Source organism: Tamaricihabitans halophyticus, assembly GCF_004340875.1.
GTDB lineage: Bacteria > Actinomycetota > Actinomycetes > Mycobacteriales > Pseudonocardiaceae > Tamaricihabitans > Tamaricihabitans halophyticus.
Genome location: NZ_SLXQ01000010.1, coordinates 214,953 through 237,867, shown reverse-complemented (window position 1 = coordinate 237,867; position 22,915 = coordinate 214,953). Strand labels below are relative to the sequence as shown.

21 protein-coding genes and 1 other RNA gene are annotated in these 22,915 nt (G+C 66.7%); 6 read left to right on the top strand and 16 right to left on the bottom strand.

Annotated features, from left to right (window positions below):
* Window positions 1-450: 450 nt before the first annotated feature.
* Entirely contained in the window at window positions 451-1,794 is a 1,344-nt protein-coding gene (gene glnA / locus EV191_RS21435; RefSeq protein WP_132878920.1) for a type I glutamate--ammonia ligase, read from the bottom strand.
* Window positions 1,795-1,908: 114 nt separating this feature from the next.
* On the opposite strand from glnA, the gene EV191_RS21430 reads away from it, so the two are divergent.
* Window positions 1,909-2,688, top strand: a complete 780-nt coding sequence (locus tag EV191_RS21430) for an LppX_LprAFG lipoprotein (protein WP_165913039.1) — start codon at window positions 1,909-1,911, stop codon at window positions 2,686-2,688.
* A gap of 40 nt (window positions 2,689-2,728) precedes the next feature.
* Here the strand turns inward: EV191_RS21430 and EV191_RS21425 are convergent, their stop codons facing one another.
* On the bottom strand, window positions 2,729-4,306 hold the full coding sequence (locus EV191_RS21425; protein WP_132878946.1) for an alpha/beta hydrolase: 1,578 nt from the start codon (window positions 4,304-4,306) through the stop codon (window positions 2,729-2,731).
* A 128-nt stretch (window positions 4,307-4,434) separates the two neighbouring features.
* On the opposite strand from EV191_RS21425, the gene EV191_RS21420 reads away from it, so the two are divergent.
* Window positions 4,435-6,156: an NAD+ synthase gene (locus tag EV191_RS21420; protein WP_132878918.1), complete on the top strand. Its 1,722-nt coding sequence runs from the start codon at window positions 4,435-4,437 to the stop codon at window positions 6,154-6,156.
* 133 nt (window positions 6,157-6,289) lie between these two features.
* On the top strand, window positions 6,290-7,162 hold the full coding sequence (gene panB / locus EV191_RS21415; RefSeq protein WP_132878917.1) for a 3-methyl-2-oxobutanoate hydroxymethyltransferase: 873 nt from the start codon (window positions 6,290-6,292) through the stop codon (window positions 7,160-7,162).
* A gap of 13 nt (window positions 7,163-7,175) precedes the next feature.
* Here panB and EV191_RS21410 read toward each other — a convergent pair whose 3' ends face one another.
* Window positions 7,176-7,778, bottom strand: coding sequence for a TetR/AcrR family transcriptional regulator (locus EV191_RS21410; protein ID WP_132878916.1), 603 nt, complete (start codon window positions 7,776-7,778; stop codon window positions 7,176-7,178).
* Between the two features lie 96 nt (window positions 7,779-7,874).
* Between EV191_RS21410 and EV191_RS21405 the strand changes: the two genes are divergently transcribed.
* The 3 genes from EV191_RS21405 to EV191_RS21395 all read left to right on the top strand — a co-directional run bounded on the left by EV191_RS21405 (window position 7,875) and on the right by EV191_RS21395 (window position 10,197).
* Window positions 7,875-9,473, top strand: a complete 1,599-nt coding sequence (locus EV191_RS21405) for an MFS transporter (protein ID WP_132878915.1) — start codon at window positions 7,875-7,877, stop codon at window positions 9,471-9,473.
* Window positions 9,474-9,569: 96 nt separating this feature from the next.
* Complete coding sequence (locus EV191_RS21400) at window positions 9,570-9,878, top strand: hypothetical protein (protein ID WP_132878914.1); 309 nt, start codon at window positions 9,570-9,572, stop codon at window positions 9,876-9,878.
* Window positions 9,871-10,197 (top strand): hypothetical protein, encoded by a 327-nt coding sequence (locus EV191_RS21395; RefSeq protein WP_132878913.1) that lies wholly within the window; start codon window positions 9,871-9,873, stop codon window positions 10,195-10,197. The genes EV191_RS21400 and EV191_RS21395 overlap by 8 nt, the downstream gene beginning before the upstream one ends.
* On the opposite strand, the gene EV191_RS21390 is transcribed toward EV191_RS21395, so the two are convergent.
* The 13 genes from EV191_RS21390 to EV191_RS21330 form a co-directional block, all read right to left on the bottom strand.
* Entirely contained in the window at window positions 10,194-10,958 is a 765-nt protein-coding gene (locus EV191_RS21390; RefSeq protein ID WP_132878945.1) for a helical backbone metal receptor, read from the bottom strand. The genes EV191_RS21395 and EV191_RS21390 overlap by 4 nt on opposite strands.
* Before the next feature lie 43 nt (window positions 10,959-11,001).
* On the bottom strand, window positions 11,002-11,409 hold the full coding sequence (locus tag EV191_RS21385) for a RidA family protein (RefSeq protein ID WP_132878912.1): 408 nt from the start codon (window positions 11,407-11,409) through the stop codon (window positions 11,002-11,004).
* A gap of 159 nt (window positions 11,410-11,568) precedes the next feature.
* A complete protein-coding gene (locus EV191_RS21380; RefSeq protein ID WP_132878911.1) occupies window positions 11,569-11,982 on the bottom strand; it encodes a DUF4326 domain-containing protein in 414 nt (137 codons plus the stop codon).
* Window positions 11,973-12,254 carry a hypothetical protein gene (locus EV191_RS21375; RefSeq protein WP_132878910.1) on the bottom strand — a complete coding sequence of 94 codons (282 nt, stop codon included), beginning with the start codon at window positions 12,252-12,254 and terminating at the stop codon, window positions 11,973-11,975. Before EV191_RS21375 ends, EV191_RS21380 begins: the two co-directional genes overlap by 10 nt.
* A 6-nt stretch (window positions 12,255-12,260) precedes the next feature.
* Window positions 12,261-12,830, bottom strand: coding sequence for a hypothetical protein (locus EV191_RS21370; protein ID WP_341539632.1), 570 nt, complete (start codon window positions 12,828-12,830; stop codon window positions 12,261-12,263).
* 33 nt (window positions 12,831-12,863) lie between these two features.
* Complete coding sequence (locus EV191_RS21365; RefSeq protein WP_132878909.1) at window positions 12,864-13,859, bottom strand: C40 family peptidase; 996 nt, start codon at window positions 13,857-13,859, stop codon at window positions 12,864-12,866.
* A 1-nt stretch (window position 13,860) separates the two neighbouring features.
* The gene (locus EV191_RS21360; RefSeq protein ID WP_132878908.1) at window positions 13,861-14,478 is read right to left on the bottom strand and encodes a hypothetical protein; all 618 of its coding nucleotides are present in this window, start codon (window positions 14,476-14,478) and stop codon (window positions 13,861-13,863) included.
* Between the two features lie 14 nt (window positions 14,479-14,492).
* Window positions 14,493-16,622, bottom strand: a complete 2,130-nt coding sequence (locus EV191_RS21355) for a magnesium transporter (RefSeq protein WP_132878907.1) — start codon at window positions 16,620-16,622, stop codon at window positions 14,493-14,495.
* Window positions 16,610-19,666, bottom strand: coding sequence for an ATP-binding protein (locus EV191_RS21350; RefSeq protein WP_243659117.1), 3,057 nt, complete (start codon window positions 19,664-19,666; stop codon window positions 16,610-16,612). The genes EV191_RS21355 and EV191_RS21350 overlap by 13 nt, the downstream gene beginning before the upstream one ends.
* A gap of 99 nt (window positions 19,667-19,765) precedes the next feature.
* Window positions 19,766-20,350: a hypothetical protein gene (locus tag EV191_RS21345; protein WP_243659110.1), complete on the bottom strand. Its 585-nt coding sequence runs from the start codon at window positions 20,348-20,350 to the stop codon at window positions 19,766-19,768.
* A 32-nt stretch (window positions 20,351-20,382) separates the two neighbouring features.
* Window positions 20,383-20,646: a hypothetical protein gene (locus EV191_RS21340; RefSeq protein WP_132878906.1), complete on the bottom strand. Its 264-nt coding sequence runs from the start codon at window positions 20,644-20,646 to the stop codon at window positions 20,383-20,385.
* 529 nt (window positions 20,647-21,175) lie between these two features.
* Window positions 21,176-21,578: RNase P RNA component class A (gene rnpB / locus EV191_RS21335), an RNA gene on the bottom strand.
* A 79-nt stretch (window positions 21,579-21,657) separates the two neighbouring features.
* Window positions 21,658-22,896 (bottom strand): bifunctional RNase H/acid phosphatase, encoded by a 1,239-nt coding sequence (locus tag EV191_RS21330; protein ID WP_132878942.1) that lies wholly within the window; start codon window positions 22,894-22,896, stop codon window positions 21,658-21,660.
* Window positions 22,897-22,915: the final 19 nt, after the last annotated feature.

Below are 22,915 nucleotides of genomic sequence, written 5' to 3'. Positions count from 1 at the left end.
CACTCAAAGAAACCCTCAACAAATAAGGGCACACAAACAACTAGCTCACAAACAAAACAAACGTCAGCACACTGTTGAGTTCTCAAACAACACACGCACACAGAATCGAAACTACGAATTCTGAAGTGAGTAGTTCTTGGTCTTAACTTTATTTTGTACCGCGGAAAACCCTAACACCTGGAAACTCGGGAGCTTCTCGGGGGGTCCGGTTCACCGCAGTGACCGTCGCACAACTTTACCCGGTCCGTTCGGCGAGGTCAACTCGCTTCGTCCCGGCTGAAGACTGCTCATCTAGTGTATCCCAGATTCGCTCTTCGTTCACCCGCCCCCAGGCTCTCGGCCCGGTCGCGTTCGGTGTTCCGTGCGATGGATAGAAGTTAATCATGCTCGGTCAGACCCGCTGAAACCGGGGGGTACTTAATCCGCCATCGGAGCGCTGACCTGCGATGATCACAGCATCGGCAGCAATGTTCGCAGTTCGTACGGCGTCACGCTGCGCCGGTAGGCATCCCACTCCCGACGCTTGTTGCGCAGAAAGAAGTCGTACACGTGCTCCCCGAGCACCTCAGGAAGCAACTCGGAACGCTCCAACTCGGCCAGTGCCTCGCCAAGGTTCTGCGGCAGGTTCGCGTACCCAGCCGCGCGGCGTTCCGCATCGGTCAGCGACCACACGTTGTCCTCGGCCGCGGGCGGCAGCTCATAGCCTTCCTGCACGCCCTTCAGCCCGGCGGCGAGTACCACGGCGTAGGCAAGGTACGGATTACACGCCGAGTCGAGGCTGCGCAGCTCCACCCGGCGCGAGGCGGCCTTGCCCGGCGAGTACATCGGCACCCGCACGAGCGCGGAGCGGTTCGCGTGCCCCCAGCACACCGTGGTGGGGGCTTCACCGCCGACGATCAGCCGCTTGTATGAGTTCACCCATTGGTTGGTTACCGCGGTGATCTCCCGTGCGTGCTTGAGCAAGCCGGCAACGAACGCCTTGCCAACCTCGGAGAGCTCGTACGGATCCTGCGCGTCGTAGAAGGCATTGCGGTCACCTTCGAACAGGCTCAGATGCGTGTGCATACCGGAACCAGCCTGCTCGGTGAACGGCTTCGGCATGAAGGTCGCGCGCACGTCCTGGGTCAGTGCGACTTCCTTGACCACATACCGGAACGTCATCACGTTGTCCGCCATGGTGAGCGCGTCCGCGTAGCGCAGGTCGATCTCCTGCTGGCCCGGCGCGCCCTCGTGGTGACTGAACTCGACCGAGATCCCCATAGCCTCGAGCGCCTCGATGGCGTGCCGGCGGAAATGCGTGGCGGTGGCGTGGCTGGCCTGGTCGAAGTACCCGCCGTTATCCGCTGGCTCTGGCTCGGAACCATCCGTCGGCATGTTCGCCAGTAGGAAGAACTCGATCTCGGGATGCACGTAGCAGGTGAACCCGGACTCACCCGCCTTGGACAGCGTGCGCCGCAGCACATGCCTCGGGTCGGCCCAGGATGGCGAACCATCCGGCATCGCGATATCGCAGAACATTCGCGCCGAGTAGTGGTCCCCTTCCGGGTTTTCCCACGGCAGCACCTGGAAGGTGGACGGATCCGGCTTGGCCACCATGTCCGACTCGTACACCCTGGCGAAGCCCTCGATCGCCGAACCGTCGAAGCCGATCCCCTCGGAGAAGGCACCTTCCAACTCCGCTGGCGCGACGGCGACCGATTTGAGGAACCCGAGCACGTCGGTGAACCACAGTCGAACGAAGCGAATATCCCGCTCTTCCAACGTGCGCAACACGAATTCCCGCTGACGATCCATGCGGGCATGCTATGCCGAACTGGTTACCGAGGTGTTACCCGGCGCGCGAAGGTTGGCCAGTTACCCGCCGACGCCGCCCGCGGATCCAGCCGATCGCGCCTTTACCATCGGCGCATGGCCACCTTCCCGAGGGCTCGCGTCCTGTTCGCCGCCGTCACCACGGCAGGGTTACTCGCCGGCTGCGGCAGCGAGCCTGATGCGAGCGGACCTCTCCCGGAACCGACGCGCCTGCTCGGCAAGGCCGCGGAGACGAGCCAGCGCCTGCAGAGCGCGCAGTTCAGCGTCTCGGTGAACGGCCAGCTGCCCGGTATCACCGTGCAGTCCGCGGATGGCGCGCTGACCAGGACGCCGACGGGACAGGTGGACGCGAAGGGCAGCGCCCAGGTCCAGCGGTCCGACCAGCTGGTCAAGCTGGACTACGTGCTCACCGGCGACACCGTGTACCTGCGGAACCCGGCGGGAGACCTGACCGAAGCACCGGCCACGACGGTCACCAGCGTCTACGACCCAGCGATCCTGCTCGACGAACGGCGCGGCGTGAGCAACCTGCTGCGTCGGGTGGACCAGGCCAGGACCGAGGGCAGGGAAACCATCGAAGGGCAGGAGACGATCCGCGTCGGGGGCAAGCTCAGCAAGGAGCACGCCGAGGCGACGATCCCCGGCATCGAGGACACCGCACCAGCGGATGATCAAACAGACGACCAGGCAGTCGAGGAAGATCAAGAATCCCAGGAGACCATCGAGGTCAAGTTCTGGTTGGCGGACAGCGCCGCGAAGGAACCGGTACGGGCATGGTTCCAACTGCCGCCCGCGACCAAGGGCTCCGGCGCCCGCATGATCGAACTATCCCTTGCCAAGTTCAACGAGCCGGTCACGGTGAACGCGCCGGCATAGCCGGGTTGGGTGTGGCGCTCGGTCTACGAACAGCCCTGGCTTACGAGCAGCGCTGGCCTTCGGAGGGAACCTTCAGATCGATCAGGTAGTCCGCGCCGATCTTGTCCACGCACTGGTTGCCCTGCAGGAACACCGTGTGCTGATTGCCTTCGAAGGTGAGTAGCGAGCCACCGAGCGCATCGGCGAGTTTGCCGCCTGCCTCGTACGGGGTCGCCGGGTCGTTCGTGGTGGACACCACCAACGTCTGCGGCAGATCAGGCACCTCGGGTGTGCTCGGCTGGTCGGTGTTCGGCACCGGCCAGAAGGCACAGGCGTCCCGGACGCCACCGGCGGGCTGACCGTTGTCCAGGAACGGCGCGACCTCCTTGTACTTGCGTTCGGTGGCCAGCAACTCCTGCCGATCGGTGACCGGCTCGTCGTCCACGCACCGAACCGCGGTGAACGCGTCCTGAGTGGTGGCGTAGCTACCGTCCTTGTTGCGCTCGTTGTACAGGTCGGCCAGCTGCATCAGCGCGGCGCCGCGGTTACGGTTCAACTCGTTGAGCCCGGAGTTCAACGGCTCCCAGAGCTGCTCGGAGTACATCGCCTGCGCGGCCGCGGTCGTCGCGTCGTCAAAGGACAGCTTGCGGCCGTCGCCGACCTCGACCGGGCGCTCGATCAACGGTTGCACGAGTTCCTGGAACTTCTCGGTCGCCTGGTCGGCTTGCTGTCCGAGCGCGCAGTCCTGCCGCTTCGCGCACCAGTCGGCGAACTGCCCGAAGGCCTGCTGGAAGCCTTCGCCCTGGGCGACCAGTTCATCGGTCGGGTCCTGATTCGGGTCTAGCGCGCCGTCGAGAACCAGCGCTCGCACATTGTCCGGAAAGGTCTCCGCGTAGACGCTGCCGATCCGGGTGCCATAGGAGTAGCCGACGTAGCTGAGCTGCTCATCGCCGAGGGCCGAACGCAGCACGTCCATATCCTTGACGACGTCCCTGGTGCCCATGTTGGCCAACATCTGCTCGCCATGCTCGGTGCGTTCGGCGCACTTCTCCGCGAACGCCCGCTGATCCTCCTCCTGCTTGCGCACGCCGGCCGGCGAGGTGTCCGCCTCGTCGTCCTCGGCCCGCTCCGCGTCGCGTTCCTCGCCGGTGAGGCAGCTGATCTGCGGTTCGCTCGCGCCGACGCCACGTGGATCGAACCCAACGAAGTCGAACCGCTTACTCAGCGGCGAGTCGGTGGCGCTGGACGCGGTCTGCGCGGCCGCCGGCATCCCGGCGGCACCGGGTCCACCCGGGTTCATGATCAGCGAACCGATCCGCCGCTGCTGATCGTCCGCCTTGTGCCGAAGTACCCCGATCGTGATCGTCTCGCCGTCTGGTTTCGCGTAGTCGAGGGGCACGGTCAGCCGGGTGCATTCGATACCCGTGACGTTGAACGCCATGCTCGCGGTGTCCGAGGTGGCGTAATCCTCGCAGTCCTGCCAGGTCAGCGACTGGCCGTAGAACTCGTCAAGGCCCTCGGGGACCGCACCTGCCGGCCCCTGCTGCTCGGTGACCTCCTGCTGGGCGCCTTCTTGATCACCCGAATCGTCCCCAGCGCAGGCAGCGAGCAGACCCGCGACGGCAAGCAGGGACACCATCGGCAATACGCGCGAGAATCGAGCCACGGCACGATCTTGCCACCCCTACCGTGAACATGTCGTGTAGCCACCGTGTTTCGCGCCGCATCGCCGCGCCGGCCAGCACAACGATGCGAGACAATGCGCGTATGCCTCAGCTGCGCATCGCCCTTGCCCAAGTCAATCCCTGCGTCGGTGACCTGACCGGAAACGCGACGCTGATCGTCGACTGGTCCCGCAAGGCGGCGCAGGCTGGCGCGCATCTTGCGCTGTTCGGCGAGCTGGTGCTCACTGGCTATCCGGTGGAAGATCTGGTGCTGCGCGACTCCTTCGCCGCCGCGTCCAAGGTGGAGCTGACGGGCCTCGCCGAGCGTCTGGCCGAGGCCGGCTGTGGCGAGCTGGCCGTGGTGGTCGGCTACCTGGAGGCCGACGAGGTCGGCCCGCGTAACGCGGTCGCGGTGCTGCACCGGGGCACGGTCGCCGCCACCCAGTTCAAACATCACCTGCCGAACTACGGGGTCTTCGACGAGCGACGCTACTTCAAGCCAGGCGACTCGCTGGACATCATCCGGCTGCACGGACTCGAGATCGGCATGGTGATCTGCGAGGACCTGTGGCAGGACGGTGGTCCGGTCGCGGCACTCGGCGCGGCGGGCGTGGATCTCATCATCGCGCCGAACGCCTCGCCCTATGAGCGCAACAAGGACGATCAGCGACTGCCGTTGGTCGCACGGCGGGCGCGGGAGGCGAATGCGCCGCTGGCCTACACCAATCTGTACGGCGGTCAGGACGAGCTCGTCTTCGACGGTGATTCGCTACTGGTGGGCGCGGACGGCGAACTACTTGGCCGCGCGCCGCAGTTCGTGGAACACCTGCTGGTCAAGGATCTGGAGCTACCCGGTGGCGCCGCGCGAACCGAGGGCGCGGTGGCCGGATTCACCGTGCACCGCAAGGTACTCACCGACGCGGCGCTGCCTGGCTACGAACCGCTTGCCGACGCGCCGATCGCCGAACCGCTCACCGATGAAGCGGAGGTGTGGGGCGCGCTGGTGACCGGGCTACGGGACTACGCGCACAAGAACCGTTTCCGCTCGGTGAGCTTCGGCTTCTCCGGCGGTATCGACTCCGCGCTGACCGCGGCGCTCGCCGTGGACGCGCTCGGACCGGATGCGGTCTACGGCGTGTCCATGCCGTCCACCTATTCCTCGGCGCATTCCCGCGATGACGCGACAGAGCTTGCCAAGCGGTTGGGATGCCATTTCCGGGTGCAGCCGATCGAGGACATGGTGCGCGTTTTCGTCGATCAGCTCGAGCTTTCTGGACTGGCCGAGGAGAACGTGCAGGCCCGCTGCCGGGGGGTGCTGCTCATGGCACTGTCCAACAAGGATGGCCATCTGGTGCTGGCTCCTGGGAACAAGACGGAACTCGCGGTCGGGTACTCGACGATCTACGGCGATGCGGTAGGGGGCTTCGCACCCATCAAAGATGTGCCCAAAACGCTGGTGTGGCGGTTGGCGAGGTGGCGCAACGCCGAGGCGGAAAAGCGCGGCGAGACGCCCCCGATCCCGGAGAACTCGATCAACAAGGAGCCTTCCGCGGAACTGCGCCCGGACCAGCGGGACAGTGACTCGTTGCCGTCCTATGACGTGCTCGACGAGGTACTCGACGACTACGTCGAAGGTAACCGGGGCTACGCCGAGCTGCTGCGTGCTGGCTATGACCATCAACTGGTGGACCGGGTACTGCGGCTGGTCGACAACGCGGAGTACAAGCGTCGGCAGTACCCGCCGGGAACCAAGATCACCTTCCGTGCCTTCGGCAGGGATCGCCGGCTGCCGATCACCAGCGGTTGGCGGGAGGGCAACGGCTGAGTCCGTCTGCTCAGCTGTGAAGCTCGTCGCAGCGGGCGTGCCAACCGAGCCGCGTGGTGCCACGCTGAATGGACCCAATCCGCACTGCCCGGGGACCCACTGCAGGGCCTCGAGGAAAGGATGGTCGACAGCGATGTCCATGGAATCAGCGGCAAACCAGGAAACGACCGCGCCGTACGGCAACGGCCCGGCGGCAGCCGATAAACCAGCCAAACGGGTAAGAATTCACCACCTGCGCGAGCTCAAGGAGCGCGGTACCCCGTGGCCGATGCTGACCAGTTATGACATGTACACGGCCGAGCTGTTCGACGAAGCCGGAATCCCGGTGTTGCTCGTCGGTGACTCGGCCGCGAACAACGTGTTCGGGTACGACACCTCGCTCCCGGTCACCGTGGACGAACTGCTGCCGCTGGTGCGCGCGGTCAGCGGGGCCACCCGCAGGGCCTTGGTGGTCGGCGACCTGCCATTCGGGTCTTATCAGATCTCGCCGGAACAGGCGCTGACCACCGCCGTGCGGTTCATGAAGGAAGGCCGCGCGCATGCGGTGAAACTCGAGGGCGGCCAGCGATTCGCGCCACATGTCGAAGCGCTTACCGGGGCGGGGGTTCCGGTGATGGGACATATCGGGTTCACCCCGCAGAGCGAGCACAGCCTCGGCGGCTACCGGGTGCAGGGGCGCGGTGACGCGGCGGATGAACTACTCGCCGACGCGGTCGCGTTGGAACGGGCGGGCGCCTTCGCGGTGGTGCTCGAGATGGTGCCGGCCGAGGCGGCCAAACGGGTCACCGCGGAGCTGAGCATTCCCACCATCGGCATCGGGGCCGGTGCGGCCTGCGACGCGCAAGTCCTTGTCTGGCAAGACATGGCCGGGCTACGGCGCGGCAAGGGGCCTCGGTTCGTCCGTCGCTACGCGAATCTCGCGGACACCCTGCTTACCGCCGCGAGCAGTTACGCCGAGGATGTGCGCAACGGCCGATTCCCCGCACCCGAACACACCTTCCACTGAGGACGGAGCGTGCTCACTCGGCGCGCGATCCGAGCTGGCCGGCGTAGATGCCGACAATCGCCCGAGTGGCAAGGGCGATATCGGTGGCACTGGGCCCGCCTTCCGGATCGAACAGCCACTGCAGCATCATCCCGTCCCCGAGGGCGGTCTGGTAGCCGATGAGTGCCTTGGCGGTGCGTTCGTCGACGAGCCCGCCAAGGGACTCGGCAAACCGGGCGCCAAACGTTTCCCGCACCGAGCGGTAGCTTTCCGCCAGGGCCTCGCGCACCTGCGGGCTGTGTGCGGCCTGCGCCATCGCCTCGACGTTGGCGACCATCAGCGGCCGCTGTTCGGCGAACAACTCGAAGATGCGCGTCCATGCCTGCTCCAGCTGCGCGTAGATATCAGGCGCCGACAGATCCGCTGCGAAGGCGATCTCGCCAATCTTCGCGTTCCACTCGTCGAAGGCCTCGAGTAGCGCCTCGACCAGCAACGCGTCCTTCGACCCGAAGTGATAGCCGATCGACGCGAGATTGGTCCCGGACGCGGCGACGATGTCGCGTGCGGTGGTGTGCGCATACCCCCGCTCGTACAGACAGCGTTTGGCCCCTGCCAACAAATCCTCGCGGTGTCCCACGAGGCGATCCTAGCGAACTTTCATACAAGTGTTCCATACACATGTCTTAAACAAGTGTCCTACACAAATGTATAAGACATGTGTATGGTTACCGCCATGACCAATCGCCCACCAGTCCAGCCGCAATCAGCTGGGCCGCGCCCCACCGCCGGAGTCAGACAGTGGATCGGCCTCGCCGTCCTGGTCCTGCCTGCGCTCCTGGTGTCCATGGATATGTCCGTGCTCCTGTTCGCGATGCCGTTCGTGAGCGCGGATCTCCGCCCAACCGGTACCGAGATGCTGTGGATTTTGGATATCTACGGCTTCCTGCTGGCCGGCTTGCTGATCACCATGGGCTCGCTCGGCGATCGCGTCGGACGGCGCAAGCTGCTGATCTTCGGGGCGATCGTCTTCGGCGGTGCTTCCGTGCTGGCCGCCTACTCCCCCAGCCCCGAACTGCTGATCGCCGCACGGGCGCTCCTCGGCATTGGTGGCGCCACCCTTGCGCCTTCCACGCTCGCGCTGATCAGGGCGATGTTCACCGACGCGGGTCAACGCAGGACCGCGGTCGGGATCTGGACCGCCGGCTTCGCGGGTGGAGGCGCGCTTGGCCCGATCATCGGCGGGGTATTGCTCGAACAGTTCTGGTGGGGCTCGGTGTTCCTGCTGAACGTGCCGGTGATGGTACTGCTCGTGGTACTGGCCCCCATGTTGCTTCCCGAATACCGCGATCCGAACGCGACGGGATTCGACCTGATCAGCGCCGTGCTGTCGCTGGCGGCGATCCTGCCGGCGATCTACGGCATCAAGGAGATCGCCGAATACGGCCTCAGCTGGGCGGCCGTGGCCGCGCTCGCTCTTGGTGTCGTCGTTGGCGCGTTCTTCCTACGAAGGCAACGACGCGGTCGCGCGCCGTTGATCGATCTCGACCTGTTCCGCGCCCGCCCGTTCAGCGCCGCCTTGCTGGCCAATACGTTGACGATGTTCGCGATGTTCGGCGTGATGCTCTACAGCGCCCAGTTCGTGCAACTCGTTCTTGGTTTCCGACCGCTTACGGCCGCGCTGGCTTCACTGCCCGGTTTCCTTGCCATGCCAATCGGAATCACCGCCGCCATGTTGATCGTGCGCCGCGTGCGGCCAGGCTTCGTGGTGGCTGGCGGCCTTGCCACCGCGGCGGTGGGCATGGCCCTGCTGACGACGGTGACGGCCGATACCGGGCTGGTGCAGCTGATCGGGTTGAGCGCGGTCATGGTCGGCGGGATCGGCGCGGTGACCGCGCTGGCCAATGACATGATCATTGGGACGGCGCCGCCGGAGCGCGCGGGTTCGGCTTCCGCGCTGTCCGAAACCGGCGCGGAGTTCGGTGGGGCACTTGGGATGGCGGTCCTCGGCAGTGTCGGCACGGCCGTGTACCGAACGCAAGTTCTGGACGATGCGCCCGGTGCGGTTCCCGACGCCGCGGTCCAGGCGGCTGGCGACACGCGGGGCGCCGCGCAGGAGGTCGCCGGCACGCTGCCGGGCGAGCTGGCTGGCCCGCTACTGGACGTCGCGGATCAGGCTTTCGCCGCGGGGTTGCGAATGACCGTGCTCACCGGCGCGGTGATCATGACAATCGCCGCCGTACTCGCCGCGGTCATGCTGCGTAGGGTGCGGCAGGCGGACCTGGCGGCGGCCGCCGCGGATCGGGATGGCTCGGATCAACCGCAGCCGGCCTGATCACGACACGCTGCTGACGCCCGGTTTGCTGGCTATGATTCGCCTAAAGCCAGGGTCGATCGCGCGTCGCCGACGCGCCGAGCGAGGGGCGCCGAGGTGTCAGCAGTCGTGTTCGTCGTCATCGCCGCACTGTTCGCGGCGATGGCGTTGTTCATGCTCAGCAGCGCCGTACTGACCCTGCTGCAGGGACCTCGTCGCGCGGTCGAACGGCTGCGCAAGGACCTGGCGAAGGCCGCGGGCGAGGGGCGACTGGCGGAGATCAGCCCCGCAACGGCCTACCCGCTATCCGTGGAGATGATTCGCGAGGCCGCCGAACTCGACGGCTACCAGTACGTCGACGTGTATCGGCGCAACGGGATGGGCTTGCTCCGCTTCCGCCTCACGGAAGGCACGCATCATGAATGAGGCGGTATTGCGGGAGTTGGCGATCTGGCTGCTCGTACCGTCCGTCGCGGTGATCGCGCTGATCGGACTCGTGGTGCGGATCGGTACGCCGGCCGCCATTCGCCGACGCCGCCGCGAGCGGCAGACCCGAAAGCTCACCGCCCTGCTGCGGACCAGGCCGCCGAGCAACACACTGATCGTCAACTGGATCGATTACCGCGAACTGTCCAAGGACCGGCTGCGCGCGCTATTCGCCGAGCACGATTGGCAGTTGAGCACGCAAGAGATCACCGATCGAGGCTGGCTACTGACCTGCACCCGCACGGCAGAGAGCCGCTAACCAGCCAGTGCCGTGCGCAATGCCTGGTGCGCGGCCACAAGGGATGGTCCATACCAGGTCAGATAGCGCCCACAAACCAGTGCGTAGTGGACCCCGGGAAACCAGTCTGGCCCGTCGTCCTTGGTGAACTCGTAGGGCTCGTCCGGCAATACGAGCAGGTCCGCCTCGCCGGTGTCGAACCGCTCGCGCAACTCCGCGATCTTCGGACGCGGGTATCGATCCGCATGCTCGCCGTAGGCATTGGCGATACCGAGCCGGCGCAGGACGTCACCGGCGAAGGTGTCCCTGCCGAGCACGACCCACGGCTTGCGCCACACCGGAACCACCGCGCGGGCCCGGATCGGCAGCGGATCCCGCCACAGCTGGCTGGCCCTGGCCACCCAGTCGGGCTCGGCCAGCCCGAGCACCTCGACCAGTACTCGGCGCACGGATTCGATGCCAGCCGGTACGGTCCCCGGTGCCGCGGTGACCCACACCGGCACCCCGGCCGCGCGCAGTTCGGCGACCTCATCCGGCCGGTTCTCCTCGGCATTGGCGATCACCAGGTCGGGCTCGGCCGCCAGCACCGTGGCTACCTTCGGGTACTTCGAGCCGCCGACCCTGGCTACCGCCAGCCCTTCCGGATGCGTGCAGTAGTCCGTCGCGCCAACCAGGATTTCCGGCGCGCTGGTGGCCACGGCCTCGGTCAGCGAGGGAACCAGGCTGACCACCCGCCGTGGCGTATCCGGCACCGGAACAGTCGCGCCAAGCTCGTCGACCAGGTTCACCGCACCTCCTCGTCTAGGTTGAGACGGACGTCGACGATCAGTCGAGAACTGCCGCGGTCGCTTCGATCTCTACGAGCTGGTTGTCGTAACCGAGCGCCGCGACGCCAAGCAGGGTGCTTGGCGCGTCATGATCGCCAAAGGCATCACGGACAACTTCCCAGGCAGCGACCAGATCCGCCTGCTCAGCTGAGGCGACCAGCACGCGGGTGCTGATCACATCGGTGAGTGTCGCGTCCGCCGCCGCCAGCGCCGCTTTCATGTTCTCGATGCACTTCGCTGCCTGCGCGGCGAAGTCGCCCACGCCATAAGTAGTGCCGTCGTCGTTGAGCGGACACGACCCTGCCAGGAACACCAGCCGGGCATCCGCGGGCGCGGTCGCGGCATACGCGTACTGCGCCACATCGGACAGCGAGTCGGTGCGAACGAGGGTCACGGCCTTCGGCATGATCTTTCTCCAGGTCGACAGCGGATCCACGGACAGCATTTCAGCCGTGCCGGCAGCCTCGCCGACCAGGTTCACCGTGCTGCCCTTCGTGTCGTGGTTCAGCGCCAGCGCGGGATCGCCGAGCGCGGCGGGCTCGGCGACATTCCGTAATCGCGTTCTTTAAGGTTGGCGATGCTCGGTGTACTCGGCGAGGATCTCCGCATGGCACGGTTCGGGTGCGCACCAACAACCCAGCGCCAGCCCGGCGAACTCGCCGGCGCGCAACCGGTCGAGTAGTGCCGGTTGTCCGGCGAGATAGGCGCGGTAGCGCGTGAGCATGGCCGCGCGGTCCGTGCGCGCCTCGCGTACGAACGGGTTGGCGAAGTCCGATTCCGGCCAGGCATGTCGATTACCCGCGTGGCCGACGTAGCGCAGCAGCCCAGCCGCGACCAGCCAGGGCACCAGCCGCCGATGCGGCCCGGCCTTACGCACGTTCACCACGACGCAGTGCCCGGCGAATAACCGTTCAGCCAGCGTGCGCTCGGCTACCGTCCAATCCCGCGCCTCGGCGGGCAGCGGGGTCGTCAGGACCAGTCCCGCCCTTCCGGCCGGTTCCAGTGGTTACCTCCAGCGGTACCGGGCTGCTCGGTATCGTCGGCCTCCGCGGCGTCCCTGGCGTCCTCGACTTCGGTGCGTGCCTTCGCGATCTCCAGCGCGTGCCACGCGGTCTCCTCGTCCGGATATGGGCCAAGCCGATCGATCGCCTTGCACAGCTGATCACCACGCTCCGGCCGAGCGTGGCGCACGCAGTAGTACCAGTTGAGGTCGGGCTCAGCGGACTTCGACCGCCGCCCAAACAGGCTCATCGCTGCTCACCGCCCCACTCCCGGCGCCTGCCCGCCCGGCATACCCGGCGCCTGCTGCGGCTGCGGAATACCACTCGGCGGAGTCCGATCTGTGGCGTTCGCGTGCTCGCTGGGAATCGGGTCCAGGCAGGAAACCAGCACCATGGTGTTCTCCGGTTCGTCGATCCGGCGACCACCTCGTTCGCGGTAGACGAGCTCGCCGTCGGTATCAATCTCAACCATACAGCCGACTTCGGCGAGCTGGTCCTCGTCGAGATCCACCAACCGTTCGTAGCGGGACGGCACCACCCGATAGGTCGGCCAGGACAGATGCTGGTGTGTCTGGTGAAACTGGGCAAGCAGGTGCGCCATCTGCTGCTGCCAGGGCAGCGGCATGGACTCCACCAGCGAACGGGGCAGCACCGCGTAACCGTCGCTCACGCCAATCGTGGTGACCGACAGGTAATCTCGCAGCGGCGTACTGGACGCAGGCGGGCCAGCCGGCCGCGGTAACGGCGCCGAGGCATACCTACTTGGTTCCGGCATCTGCTCACTGAGCGCACTCGGCTCCGCCGCCTTGGCACGTTTCCTGCGCACGACACTCACCTCAACCCGACCTTGACTCGCTGCTCACACACCCGGCCGAACCGCCTCGGCCATCAGCCCGTCCTCATCCCAGTTGAAGTCCCTGGTGTGCACCGGGACCCCAGACTGCTGAGCCTCGACGATCTTGCCGTTCCCCAGGTACATCGCGACGTGGTGAATCGTCGCGGGGTTCGACGTGTCGCTGGCCCAGAACACCAGATCACCAGGTTGCGCTTCCTTCACCGGCAACATCGCCCCGCCGTTGAACTGATCACGGGACACCCGCGGGATCGTGACGCCCGCGGCCTCGTAGGCACGCAGCAACAGCCCGGAGCAGTCGTAGGAGTCCGGACCGGTAGCGCCCCACACATAGGGCTTGCCCTGCTCGCGCAGCGCGAACTCGATCGCCGCGCCGGCCGCCTCGGTTGGTGCCGGTAGCCGGTTACCCGCGCCAGGGCCGCAACCGGCCGGGTCCTCGATATCCCCGATATTGCCGAGCAGGTGCACGGCCATCGGCTCCCACTCGTGGTACCGATCAGGGAAGGCCGAACGCTCCACGGCCTGCGCGGCATCGCCCGGCCGCATCGACTTCCAGTCGGGCAGCTCCTCCAGAACGTCATAGAACTTGTTGACCTGATAGGGCGGATCGGTGACCTGCGCGACCGTGCCCCAGCCCATCGAGGGGCGCATCTGGAAGATGCCGAGCGAGTCGCGGTCACCGTAGTTCAGATTGCGCAGACCTGATTCGGTCATCCCGGCCTGAATGGCCACCTGCCAGGCACGCGGGGAAAGTTCCCGCTCCTTACCTATCGAGACGATCAGCGAGACGATTTCCCGCTGTTCCGGATCGAGCTGCGCGGCATCCTGCGCCCCGGCGCCCGGCTGTCCCGGGTCCGTTGGACCAACCACGGCCTCGCAGGACATGTCCGAGGTTTGCCCGCCCGCATTGCTCGCGGCGATGATCGTGGTGAACGCGCCAACCGCGAGCACGACTCCGCAGAGTGCGACGATGATGATGCCAAGGCCGACGCCGCGCCGCATATCACGACCCCTCCTCGTACCCGGCGACACGCCAACCCTGGCCGGTCTGCACGACGGAGATGCGCAGTACCGGGCCGTCGGTTGGCACATCGACCTCAGCCGAACTGGTGTAGGACTCGACCGCCTCCGGTTCACCGGTAATCCGGTTCGCCGGCAGGTTCCTCGGGTCCACACTGGACATCACGGGCAGATACTCCTGGGTGGTGTACGGGCGCAACCCGTCCAGCCACTCCCTGTTGGTCATGCCGTCCCTATGCTGCACCCAGGCATCCGCCCAGTTCTTCGCCGTCTGCAATGCCTTCGGGTTCGGCGGCGCCTTCTGCGGCGTCTCGAGTGGACCCGTCAATCGGGTTGGCTGCGGGCTTCCTGAACCAGCCGGCTGGCCGCTACCCGACGCGGAATCCTCCGGCGAGGAATAGACATACGCGGGCTGGTTCGGGTCCCCCGCGCCCGGCCCGGTCGAATCGCCGCCAACCAGCCGGGGGACGAGTATGCCGATCGCGGTGATCAGGGCGAGCACCAGAACCACCATGCCGACCAGATGCGCGGGCGAGCGCAACGGCCACCCCCACAACCGCCGGTATACGGCAGCGCGCCCGCGGCTGGTTCGAATCGGCACGGCACTCCCTCGCTCTATCGCATGATCGCGTCGGTATCGCGCTCATCGCGCACTTCCAGGCCACGAGACGGCCGGTACACCACTGTTGCCGGCCGCCCGGCGACGACTTCCGGATCAGCCCTGCGCATCGGCACCCGTGGCGGCCGGGGCTGCATGGCCGGCTCGGCCCTCGGCGTCGGCGTCGACGGCGCGGCTGCCGCGACCGGCCGGTCCGGGCTCGCGTTCGCGTAGGCCGGAACCTGCCCGTCACGTACCGGCTGCGCGGGTGCCTCGGCGGCGAGTCTGGACGGCACGATGACCGGATCGTCATCGCGGTCCCAGCTGCGATCGGACACCGGGACCGTGTCCACTCGACGGCTCGGCTGGCTCACCCGGTTGACCGTCGCTCCGGTTTCACCGCTCTGCGCGGTGCCCGGCACCAGATGGTCCGCGGCCGCCCGATGTCGACCGGCCGCCGGCAGCGCCGCGGCACCATAGGTCCCGGTGTTCGGCAGTACCGTGGCCCGGCCGTCCGGACGCAGCGGCCGGCCCGTCGTGTCATCCATTCGCTGGGCGCTGACCGTCACCGGGTTGCTTGCCTCCGGGCGCACGCGCCGACCCCGGCCAGCAGGACCGCTGGCCTGCTCGGTGTCATCACTGCCGCGCACACCGTTCCAGAACTCGTCCTGCGGTGTGGGCGCGGAATCCTTACCCCGCCTGCGGAACCGGGAGAACAAGCCCTGGCCCGCATTAGGCAAGGCCGAGCCCATCGCCCCGACGGACAGCTCCACCATCTGCCACATTCGGCGCATCGGTCGGCCAACCATGAAGAATACGATCGTCACGATCGCCGCCAGCGCCATCTGGGTGAGCAGCGACAGCGCCCCGGACGCGGCGAAGATTGCCTGTAGCAACAATGCGTGGATACCAGCGAGCACGGAAAGCACCACAAGGTTGAGCACCACCGCCCCGGCGATCCGGCCGACCTTGCGCAGAATGTCGTGATGCAGCAACGCGACAAGGCCGATCAGCGGCGCGGCCAAGGTCAGCAGCCGCACCATCACTTGGGCGAACAGCACCACGGCCTTCGCGAACAGCTGGAACAGCGAGTACACAAAGGACTGGAACATGGCGAGGAAGCCCGCGCCGGTTCTGCTGCCGTCCTCACCGGTGAAATACCCGGTCGCGGGCCCTAGCTGGCCGGCGATCTGCTTGTAGTCCTCTTTCTTACCGTCCATTACCGCCTGGTCGGCGTCGTCGCCGTTGCGCACCTCGGCCCAGGTATAGGCCTGCGCGTCCAGCAGGTCGCGCCCGTGCTCCTCGGCCTGCGGCGCGTCCGGCGCGCCGAACTCGCCACGCAGCCAGTTGTCGTAGACAACCCTGTTGTGCAGGTTCGTGGGTAGGATATCTCTGGTCAACCGGTCGTTGGAGTCCTCGACGAACCCCGCCTGGATATTCGTCGTGCCCTGCACGATCGCGCGGTCGATCTCGTCGTAGTAACGCAGCAGTGTGAACGAGGACGCAGCCAACCACAGGCCGGCAAGGGCAAACAGGGTCTTTCGACTGATCGCGGGGAGATTACCCCGCCAGATATGCCGGAACAGGAGCAGCGCGAGTAGCAGCGCGGCGATGCCGAACAACTGCATGAAGACGTTGCTGTACACCTTCTCGGCGCCACTGGCGACGGCATCGTAGAGCGGGTTCAGCAACCCGCCCTCCATCACGGTGTAGTGCAGCGAGTTCGTAGCACCGACGATCGTCTTGGCTACGTTGAAAAGCTGGTTCCCGGCCCAGGTGTCCATCGTGGAACTGGGGTCGGTGATACTCGAGGCCAGCATGCAGCTGTCGTCGTAGACATGCCAGACCATGCCGGCATAGCCGTAATCGATATAGGCGGATCCGTCCTCGCCGTTGCCTTCGGCCGGATCGAGCGCGCCAACCAGACCGGTACCTGGGCGTTCCGGATTCGGCGCCTCAGCGCAATCCTGTGCGACGGCCGGCGGCGCGAGGGTCAGTTGGGTCCCGATGATGCCGATGATCAGCAGCAGCACCGGGCGGCGTGCGGATCGTGCGCGGTGCACGCTGGGTTTCGCCCGCCGTCGCGCTGCCCTGCGCAGCACGACGGCGACCACCGCCAGCAGCGTGATGGTTGTCAGGACACCCATGCCGCGTCTTCCCTGTCCTTGCCGGCGGCATGACCGACGGCCCGGTCCGCGGCAGGTTCCGACCCGTATCCGTTTCCGATCTCGTCCTGACCGTTGGCCACCTGTTCCTCGGTCAGCCCCATTTCCAGCTCGGCGGCCAATTCGAAGTCCGTGTCGTCCACATAGGAACCACGGGGAGCAGGGTGGTAGCCCCAGCCGTTCTCGCTCTGCCTGCTGGGCTCCCCTTCTTGCGTAGCTTCCGCGCTCTCCCCTTGCCCCGCTGCCGGCGGCTCCGCCCGCCGTTTCGGCCGCGCGGTCGAGGTATCGAAACCAAGGTCGAGTTCGCCGACGGCGCCGGACTGCTCGACGTCGTCCGGTTCGGTCTCTGCCGGCTCCAGCGCGGCTGGCGCGTCCTCGTCGGCTGGCCCGCGCGGCGGGAAGATCGAATCCCGCAGGGCATCCGGGGTGGTGTCCAGCACTCCCCGCAGATGTTCGAGGTGTTCACCGGAGAAGTCGGCGCGGATGCGCTCCACACCACCGGCACCGTCGGCGAAGATGAACTGGCGCGGCTCCCTGTCCCGCTCGACCGCGCCCCGTTGTGGCCCCGGCCGCCTGCCGAGGCTGGCCACCACCTGCTCATAGCCGACCCCAACCGGCACCTTCAGCAGGCGCAGGGCGTCGGACTGGGCGTCCTCGTCATCCAGCCGCCCGACGAACACCGAGTCGAGCAACGAGACAAACCCTTGGATCTTGAGGAAGTCCGCGGGAATCTGCGAGGAAAGCAGCACCCGCACGTTCCACTTTCGCGAGTCTCGCGCGAACCGGTTCATCAGCACCCGACCGGTCGGCACCTCGGAAAGGAAGAACGCCTCATCAATCCACACGCCCTTGCGCAGATCCTTCGGCTTCTCGTATACGGAACGCTGGGTCAGCCACGCGGCCAGGTTCAGCATCTCCACGCCGAGTGCCTCGGCGTCGGTCCAGTGTTCCCTGCCCACCCCGTCCTTCGGCAGCGTCAGCCCAGCCATGGTCAACACCGTCAGCCGGTCGTCGCGCGATTCGGAGTACGGGTCGGCGCCGCGTTCGGGGATCAGCAGCGACATCCGCTCGCGCATCTCGTCCAGGAAGTCGGCCACGATCACGGCGTGCTCGTGATGCTCGCTGGCGTCCCTGCGCAGCGCCTCGAAAACCTGCCCGGGGTCGGCATCGGCGCGACCGCCCACCGCGCGGACCGCGCGCAGCAGCACGATCCTGGTCTGCGGCAACCGCGCGACCTCGTACGGCAGCACACCGGTCAGCACGTCCAGCACCAGCCGCCGCCTGGTCGCCCCGACCAGCGCCTTCTCCCTGCGCCAGGCGCGTTCCGGATCGTCCTCGTCCATGAAGTGCTCAACCCGCGGTTCGGGTACCACCCGGTACGGGTTCAGAATGCCCGGTTCCGCGTTGAGCAGGTTGATCGGACGTGCGAACGGCCGCAGTTCCGGCAGATCGCACAGTCGGGCGAGTGGCCCGGACGGGTCGAGCACCGTCCAGTAGGCCCCGGCCCGCAGTGCCTTGTAAACCAGCCCGCCGCCGAGGAAGGACTTACCGCCACCCAGCCCGGCGACCATCGCGGTCAGCCCGGAGCCATCCCTGATCTCCTGAGCCATCCACGGGTCCCAGGCCACTGGGCGCCGGGTCGCGGTGCAGGTCTCACCGAGCAGCACACCGCGCCGGTCACCGACCTCGGCCGTGGCGGTCGGCACCGAGGACGCCGCCCAGACCACCGAGCCGCGCCGCAGGTAAGCACCGGAGGCAAGCGGTTCACCCGGAATGAACTCGCGCGCCAGGCCGTACTGTGCCTCCGGATGCTCGATCGCGATCTTCGGCTTGTACAGGTCGAGAAGCTGCTGGGCAAGCCGCAGCGCTTCGCGCTCGGTTGGCGCCGAAACGGCCATCCGCCACCAGGACCGCACCCGCGTGGCCAGCGCGGTGAATCCCGAGGTCATCTCGTCGTCGATTTCCAGCACGCGCGAGGCCTGCCGTTCGAGCGACTGTGGTGGTTCCAGGCCATGCTCGTCGGTGTAGTGCTTGACCTGCGAACGCACCTTGTTCATCTGGCGTTGCAGCTCGCCGTGCACTTCCTCCGGTTTGCGCACATAGATCCGCGCGGACCACTCCACCGAACTCGGTAGCCGGTCCGCGTGTTGCACCCAGGGATCGTCGATCTCCGGGATCTGTAGCCCGTGCATCTGGCCCACGGTCAGCACCGCGACGCTGCGGGAGACGCCGGCGTTCGAACCGGTGCGCCCGCGCACGGTGACGGTCGGCGCATAGGGTTCGTGGTAGAAATCGGCCGCGTCAGTGAAACTGGCCAGGTCTTCCGGCTCCCAGGCCGCGCCCGGTACGGCCGGCAGGTTACGTGGCGCGGGTAGCCCGAGCGAGCAGGAGCGGTGCATCAGCCAGGACATTTCCTCGGCCGTGGCCGGCCGGCCGTCCAGCCCGGCGCTACCGATGATCTGGTCAAGGTGCTCGACCTCAGAGTCCAGTGCGGACAGCTCCGCGTCCACGGCTTCCGGGAAGATCTTGCGCAGTACTGGCGCGGCCCGCTCCACCGCCCGGTCCATCACTCGCCGGGTTTGTACCTGGACACCGAGATAGACCTCCTTCTCGGCCATCGAGCGCCCGAGCAGCTGCTGCTGTTCACCAACCAGGTAATCATCGAAGGACAACGCGCCCGGCGCGTCCGGCAGGCGGCCGATCGCGTTGTGCACATGCGCCTCGGCCCACATCCGAATCGGATAGGGGCGCGCGGTCACCCGCAGGTGCATCCAGCGGCCTTGCAGTTCGGCGTACTGGCCCGCGATGGCCGCGACCAGGTCGCGGCGCTGCGAGTCCGACCGGAACGACCAGCGCTGCGGACCGAGCCGGTACCAGGCGTACACCTCGGTGCCGGTGCGCAGCAGATGGCCGTCGATACTGCGTGCCGCGATCGACGGGGTGTACTGCGGAATCGTCTGCTCGCCAGGCAGCCTGCGGTTGCGGCGGTTTCCGCTGGACTTGCGGTCGGCCTTCGCTGACCGCACCTCGGCGGCATGGGAATGGCTACCGTCCCCAGCGCCCGCGAGCAGATCCTGCTCACGAGCTTCGCGGCTGCGCCGCGCGCGCCCTTTTCGGGACACCGCCTACCTGCCTTCCTCGAACGCGTGTGCTGCCATTGACTGCCTTGGCACGACACCACTTCGGCTTCGACCACCGGGTTTGCGCCCGCTCGGGGTACTCCGCGCGGGATAGGGTCCGCCTGGTCCGGTGGCCGAGGCGCGCCGCCGGGCGCCGGGTCTTGGCGTGCCGCCGTACCCGCCGTCGCGTCCGCCGCTCCTCGGGGCTCGCTTGCCCCTGGCGCGCGGGCGCGGCCGCTCAGCGTTGACCCGGACTCGGGTCGCGCTGGCGGCTCCACCGGTACCGCTGCCGCGTTCTCTTGGCGTGGTCAACTCCCGTAACCACATGGCGAACACCGCGCTGAGTGGTCGCTCATGACTGATGCGTGCACAGATAATTCTGGTCAGCGCGATGGTGATCACGAAAGCCCACGCAGTGGTGAAGAATCCGAAGCCGAAACCGAGCTGGCGCTCGATGGTCAACACGATCAGGAAAACAGGTATCCCGACGCCCCACGCTACGTAGCGCGCGCGCCAGGGGAACGTGGCCTTCGGCGGGCCGAGCCATACGGCGTCGACCCGGTAGACCTCGTCATCGGTGCGTATCCGCAAAGCTGGATCACCTGAGCCAGGTCACCGGGTGGTCAGCCGCTGAACAGACCGGCCAGCCACTGGCCGATCTGTGGGCCGGCATTGGTCACCGCGAGGCCGATGATCGCCAGGGCGACGACGACACCGCCGAGCCTGCGCATGACGCCGGCGTTGTCACCCTTGCCGCCACCCATCCACAACAGCAGCAGCGCGACCGCGAGCAACAGCAGCGGCACGGCGTTGTCCAGAATCCAGGTGCGGACACCGCCCGTACTGAGCCCGTCCTGGGCAAGAACCTCGAGGGCGAAGGCGTTCATCTGGCAGTCATCTCCAACTCCCCATCCGATACTCCATACATACGAGGAGCGTTCAGGACCATCGGCCGCGCACCGTCGCGCCACCGCTGGTTGTCGTTATTGAGTACAGCATGTTCGTAGCTACCAGGGGTAGTGGTCACAGCGCTTTGTGTGAAAGGGGACGCCGTGCCCCTCAGCACATTACGTCGGTTCCGGGCCGGGTTGGCAGTCGGTTGGCAGCCTTTCGACATGGCCGCGGTGACGCCAAAAACACTCGTTCTCCGTAACGTGCAATGCACCTCACCCACTCGCTCACCATCTGTTCACCCTGGGTACCGGACGCACTGGCGGGATACTGCGTGCCCTAGTAGAGCATGCCCTGAACGGCCGCACCACGAAGCCAACAGTCACCGCCGAAAAAATCTTGAAATCCACCGGTTAGTGGTGATCAACTTTGGCCCGATCAGGCTATATGACTGATACGTAGCGCTACGCAATACACCGATCGTTGCGAGTTGACCAAAGCGGTCAACCGGGTCCGGCGCTCGCGCGGACGAGCCGGCATATAAGCCGGATCCTGTCCCCGATCGACCAGCGGTCGCCCGGGGGACGGCCATCCATCTAGGCCTACCGTTGCCGGCAGGCTCCAGCGGCCTACCCGCGAGCATCGGACGGGCCGCCCTCAACCGCTCGCGCAGAAGTTGTACTTCCTTTTGGCCTTGCTCCGGGTGGGGTTTACCGAGCCATCCCGGTCACCCGGGATGCTGGTGGTCTCTTACACCACCGTTTCACCCTTACCCGCCGAACACGCGTGCTCGGCGGGCGGTCTGTTTTCTGTGGCACTTTCCCGCGAGTTACCCCGGGTTGCCGTTAGCAACCACCCTGCCCTACGGAGTCCGGACTTTCCTCGACGGGGAGGATCACTCCGCCGCCGCGGCCGCCCTGCCGACTCGTCCGCCGTGCACAGTGTACGGCCGCGTCAGCCGACCACCCGATCCGGTACTTTCGCCGCCGCTGCCCGCCAGTGGCCGGTCAGGAACCGAGATGCGAGGAATCGTTGACCAGCCGCACCGAGGCGTTCCCATCCGGATAGAACTCCACAATGGATAGTGCGGCGAGGTCGAGATGTAATCGGTAGAGCAGCTCGGGGCCCGCGCTGAGCCCAAGCCGGATCAGCTGCTTGATGGGTGTCACGTGACTAACCACCACGATGGTGCGGCCACGATAGGTCTCGATCAGCTCGTCGGCGGTGTCCTTGACGCGCCGGAGCACTTGGTCGAAGCTCTCCCCGCCGGGGATGACCACACTCGAATCGGCGAGCCAGCGACGGTGCACCTCCGGATCGCGCGCGGCGGCATCCGGGAAGGTCAACCCTTCCCAGGCGCCGAAATCCGTCTCGACCAACCCGTCATGCACGGCCAGCGTGCCATCGATGGCACGCACCACCGCGTTCGCGGTCTGCGTGGCCCGCTCCAGCGGCGAGCTGATCACCGGAGCGTTCGCCACACCATCCATTGTGGCCAGTCGTTCGCCGGCGAGCAGTGCCTGTTTCGCCCCTACCTCGGTCAGCGGGACGTCGTCGCGGCCGGAGTACTTGCGCGCGACCGAGCGTTCGGTCTGACCATGCCGGAGCAGCAGCATCCTGGTCGGCTCCCCGGTGGCGCCCGTCCAGTTCGCCGGCGGGTTGGTGGTGACACCGGCGGGCACCTCAGTGAACAGTGCCTGCTGCTCGGCAGGCTCGGCAGACGCACTGGACCCGGCCGCCCCGGAAGACTCGGCAACCCCGGAAGATTCGGTAACCCCGACAGACTCCGCGGACTCGGCAGCCGCGAACAATTCCGGCGGATCCGTCAAATCCGGCTCGCCGTCCATGGCTTCGTTGGCCAACCGGTCGGCATCCGCGTTGCGCTTCCGTGGTATCCACTCGTAACTCAACGTAGCAAAACGTGTCGCGAGATTCCGCGCCTCGATCGCCAGCGGCCGCAGCTGCTCATTCTTGATCTTCCAGCGGCCGCACATCTGCTCCACGACCAGCTTGGAGTCCAGCCGTACCCGCACGGTGCTCGCGCCCAACGTGGCGGCGGCCCGCAAGCCGGCGAGCAGGCCTTGATACTCCGCGACATTGTTCGTGGTCTTTCCCAGAAAGCCACGCCGTTCGGCCAGCACCGACCCGTCCAGCGCCTTGACCACGGCCCCGTAGCCGGCCGGTCCAGGGTTACCGCGCGATCCGCCATCAGCCTCGACAATGACCTCGGCGACCTCATCGACCATGGCGACCTGATCGATACGG

What these genes read in the sequence shown, in the direction of transcription:
- EV191_RS21395 (WP_132878913.1), top strand. Translation starts at nt 9,871, where the DNA reads ATGAATGAGGCGGTATTGCGGGAGTTGGCGATCTGGCTGCTCGTACCG.
- EV191_RS21365 (WP_132878909.1), bottom strand. Translation starts at nt 13,859, where the DNA reads ATGCGGCGCGGCGTCGGCCTTGGCATCATCATCGTCGCACTCTGCGGA.
- EV191_RS21425 (WP_132878946.1), bottom strand. Translation starts at nt 4,306, where the DNA reads ATGGTGTCCCTGCTTGCCGTCGCGGGTCTGCTCGCTGCCTGCGCTGGG.
- EV191_RS21375 (WP_132878910.1), bottom strand. Translation starts at nt 12,254, where the DNA reads ATGAGCCTGTTTGGGCGGCGGTCGAAGTCCGCTGAGCCCGACCTCAAC.
- EV191_RS21330 (WP_132878942.1), bottom strand. Translation starts at nt 22,896, where the DNA reads ATGGTCGATGAGGTCGCCGAGGTCATTGTCGAGGCTGATGGCGGATCG.
- EV191_RS21340 (WP_132878906.1), bottom strand. Translation starts at nt 20,646, where the DNA reads ATGAACGCCTTCGCCCTCGAGGTTCTTGCCCAGGACGGGCTCAGTACG.
- EV191_RS21430 (WP_165913039.1), top strand. Translation starts at nt 1,909, where the DNA reads ATGGCCACCTTCCCGAGGGCTCGCGTCCTGTTCGCCGCCGTCACCACG.
- panB (WP_132878917.1), top strand. Translation starts at nt 6,290, where the DNA reads ATGTCCATGGAATCAGCGGCAAACCAGGAAACGACCGCGCCGTACGGC.
- glnA (WP_132878920.1), bottom strand. Translation starts at nt 1,794, where the DNA reads ATGGATCGTCAGCGGGAATTCGTGTTGCGCACGTTGGAAGAGCGGGAT.
- EV191_RS21355 (WP_132878907.1), bottom strand. Translation starts at nt 16,622, where the DNA reads ATGGGTGTCCTGACAACCATCACGCTGCTGGCGGTGGTCGCCGTCGTG.
- EV191_RS21420 (WP_132878918.1), top strand. Translation starts at nt 4,435, where the DNA reads ATGCCTCAGCTGCGCATCGCCCTTGCCCAAGTCAATCCCTGCGTCGGT.
- EV191_RS21385 (WP_132878912.1), bottom strand. Translation starts at nt 11,409, where the DNA reads ATGCCGAAGGCCGTGACCCTCGTTCGCACCGACTCGCTGTCCGATGTG.
- EV191_RS21405 (WP_132878915.1), top strand. Translation starts at nt 7,875, where the DNA reads ATGACCAATCGCCCACCAGTCCAGCCGCAATCAGCTGGGCCGCGCCCC.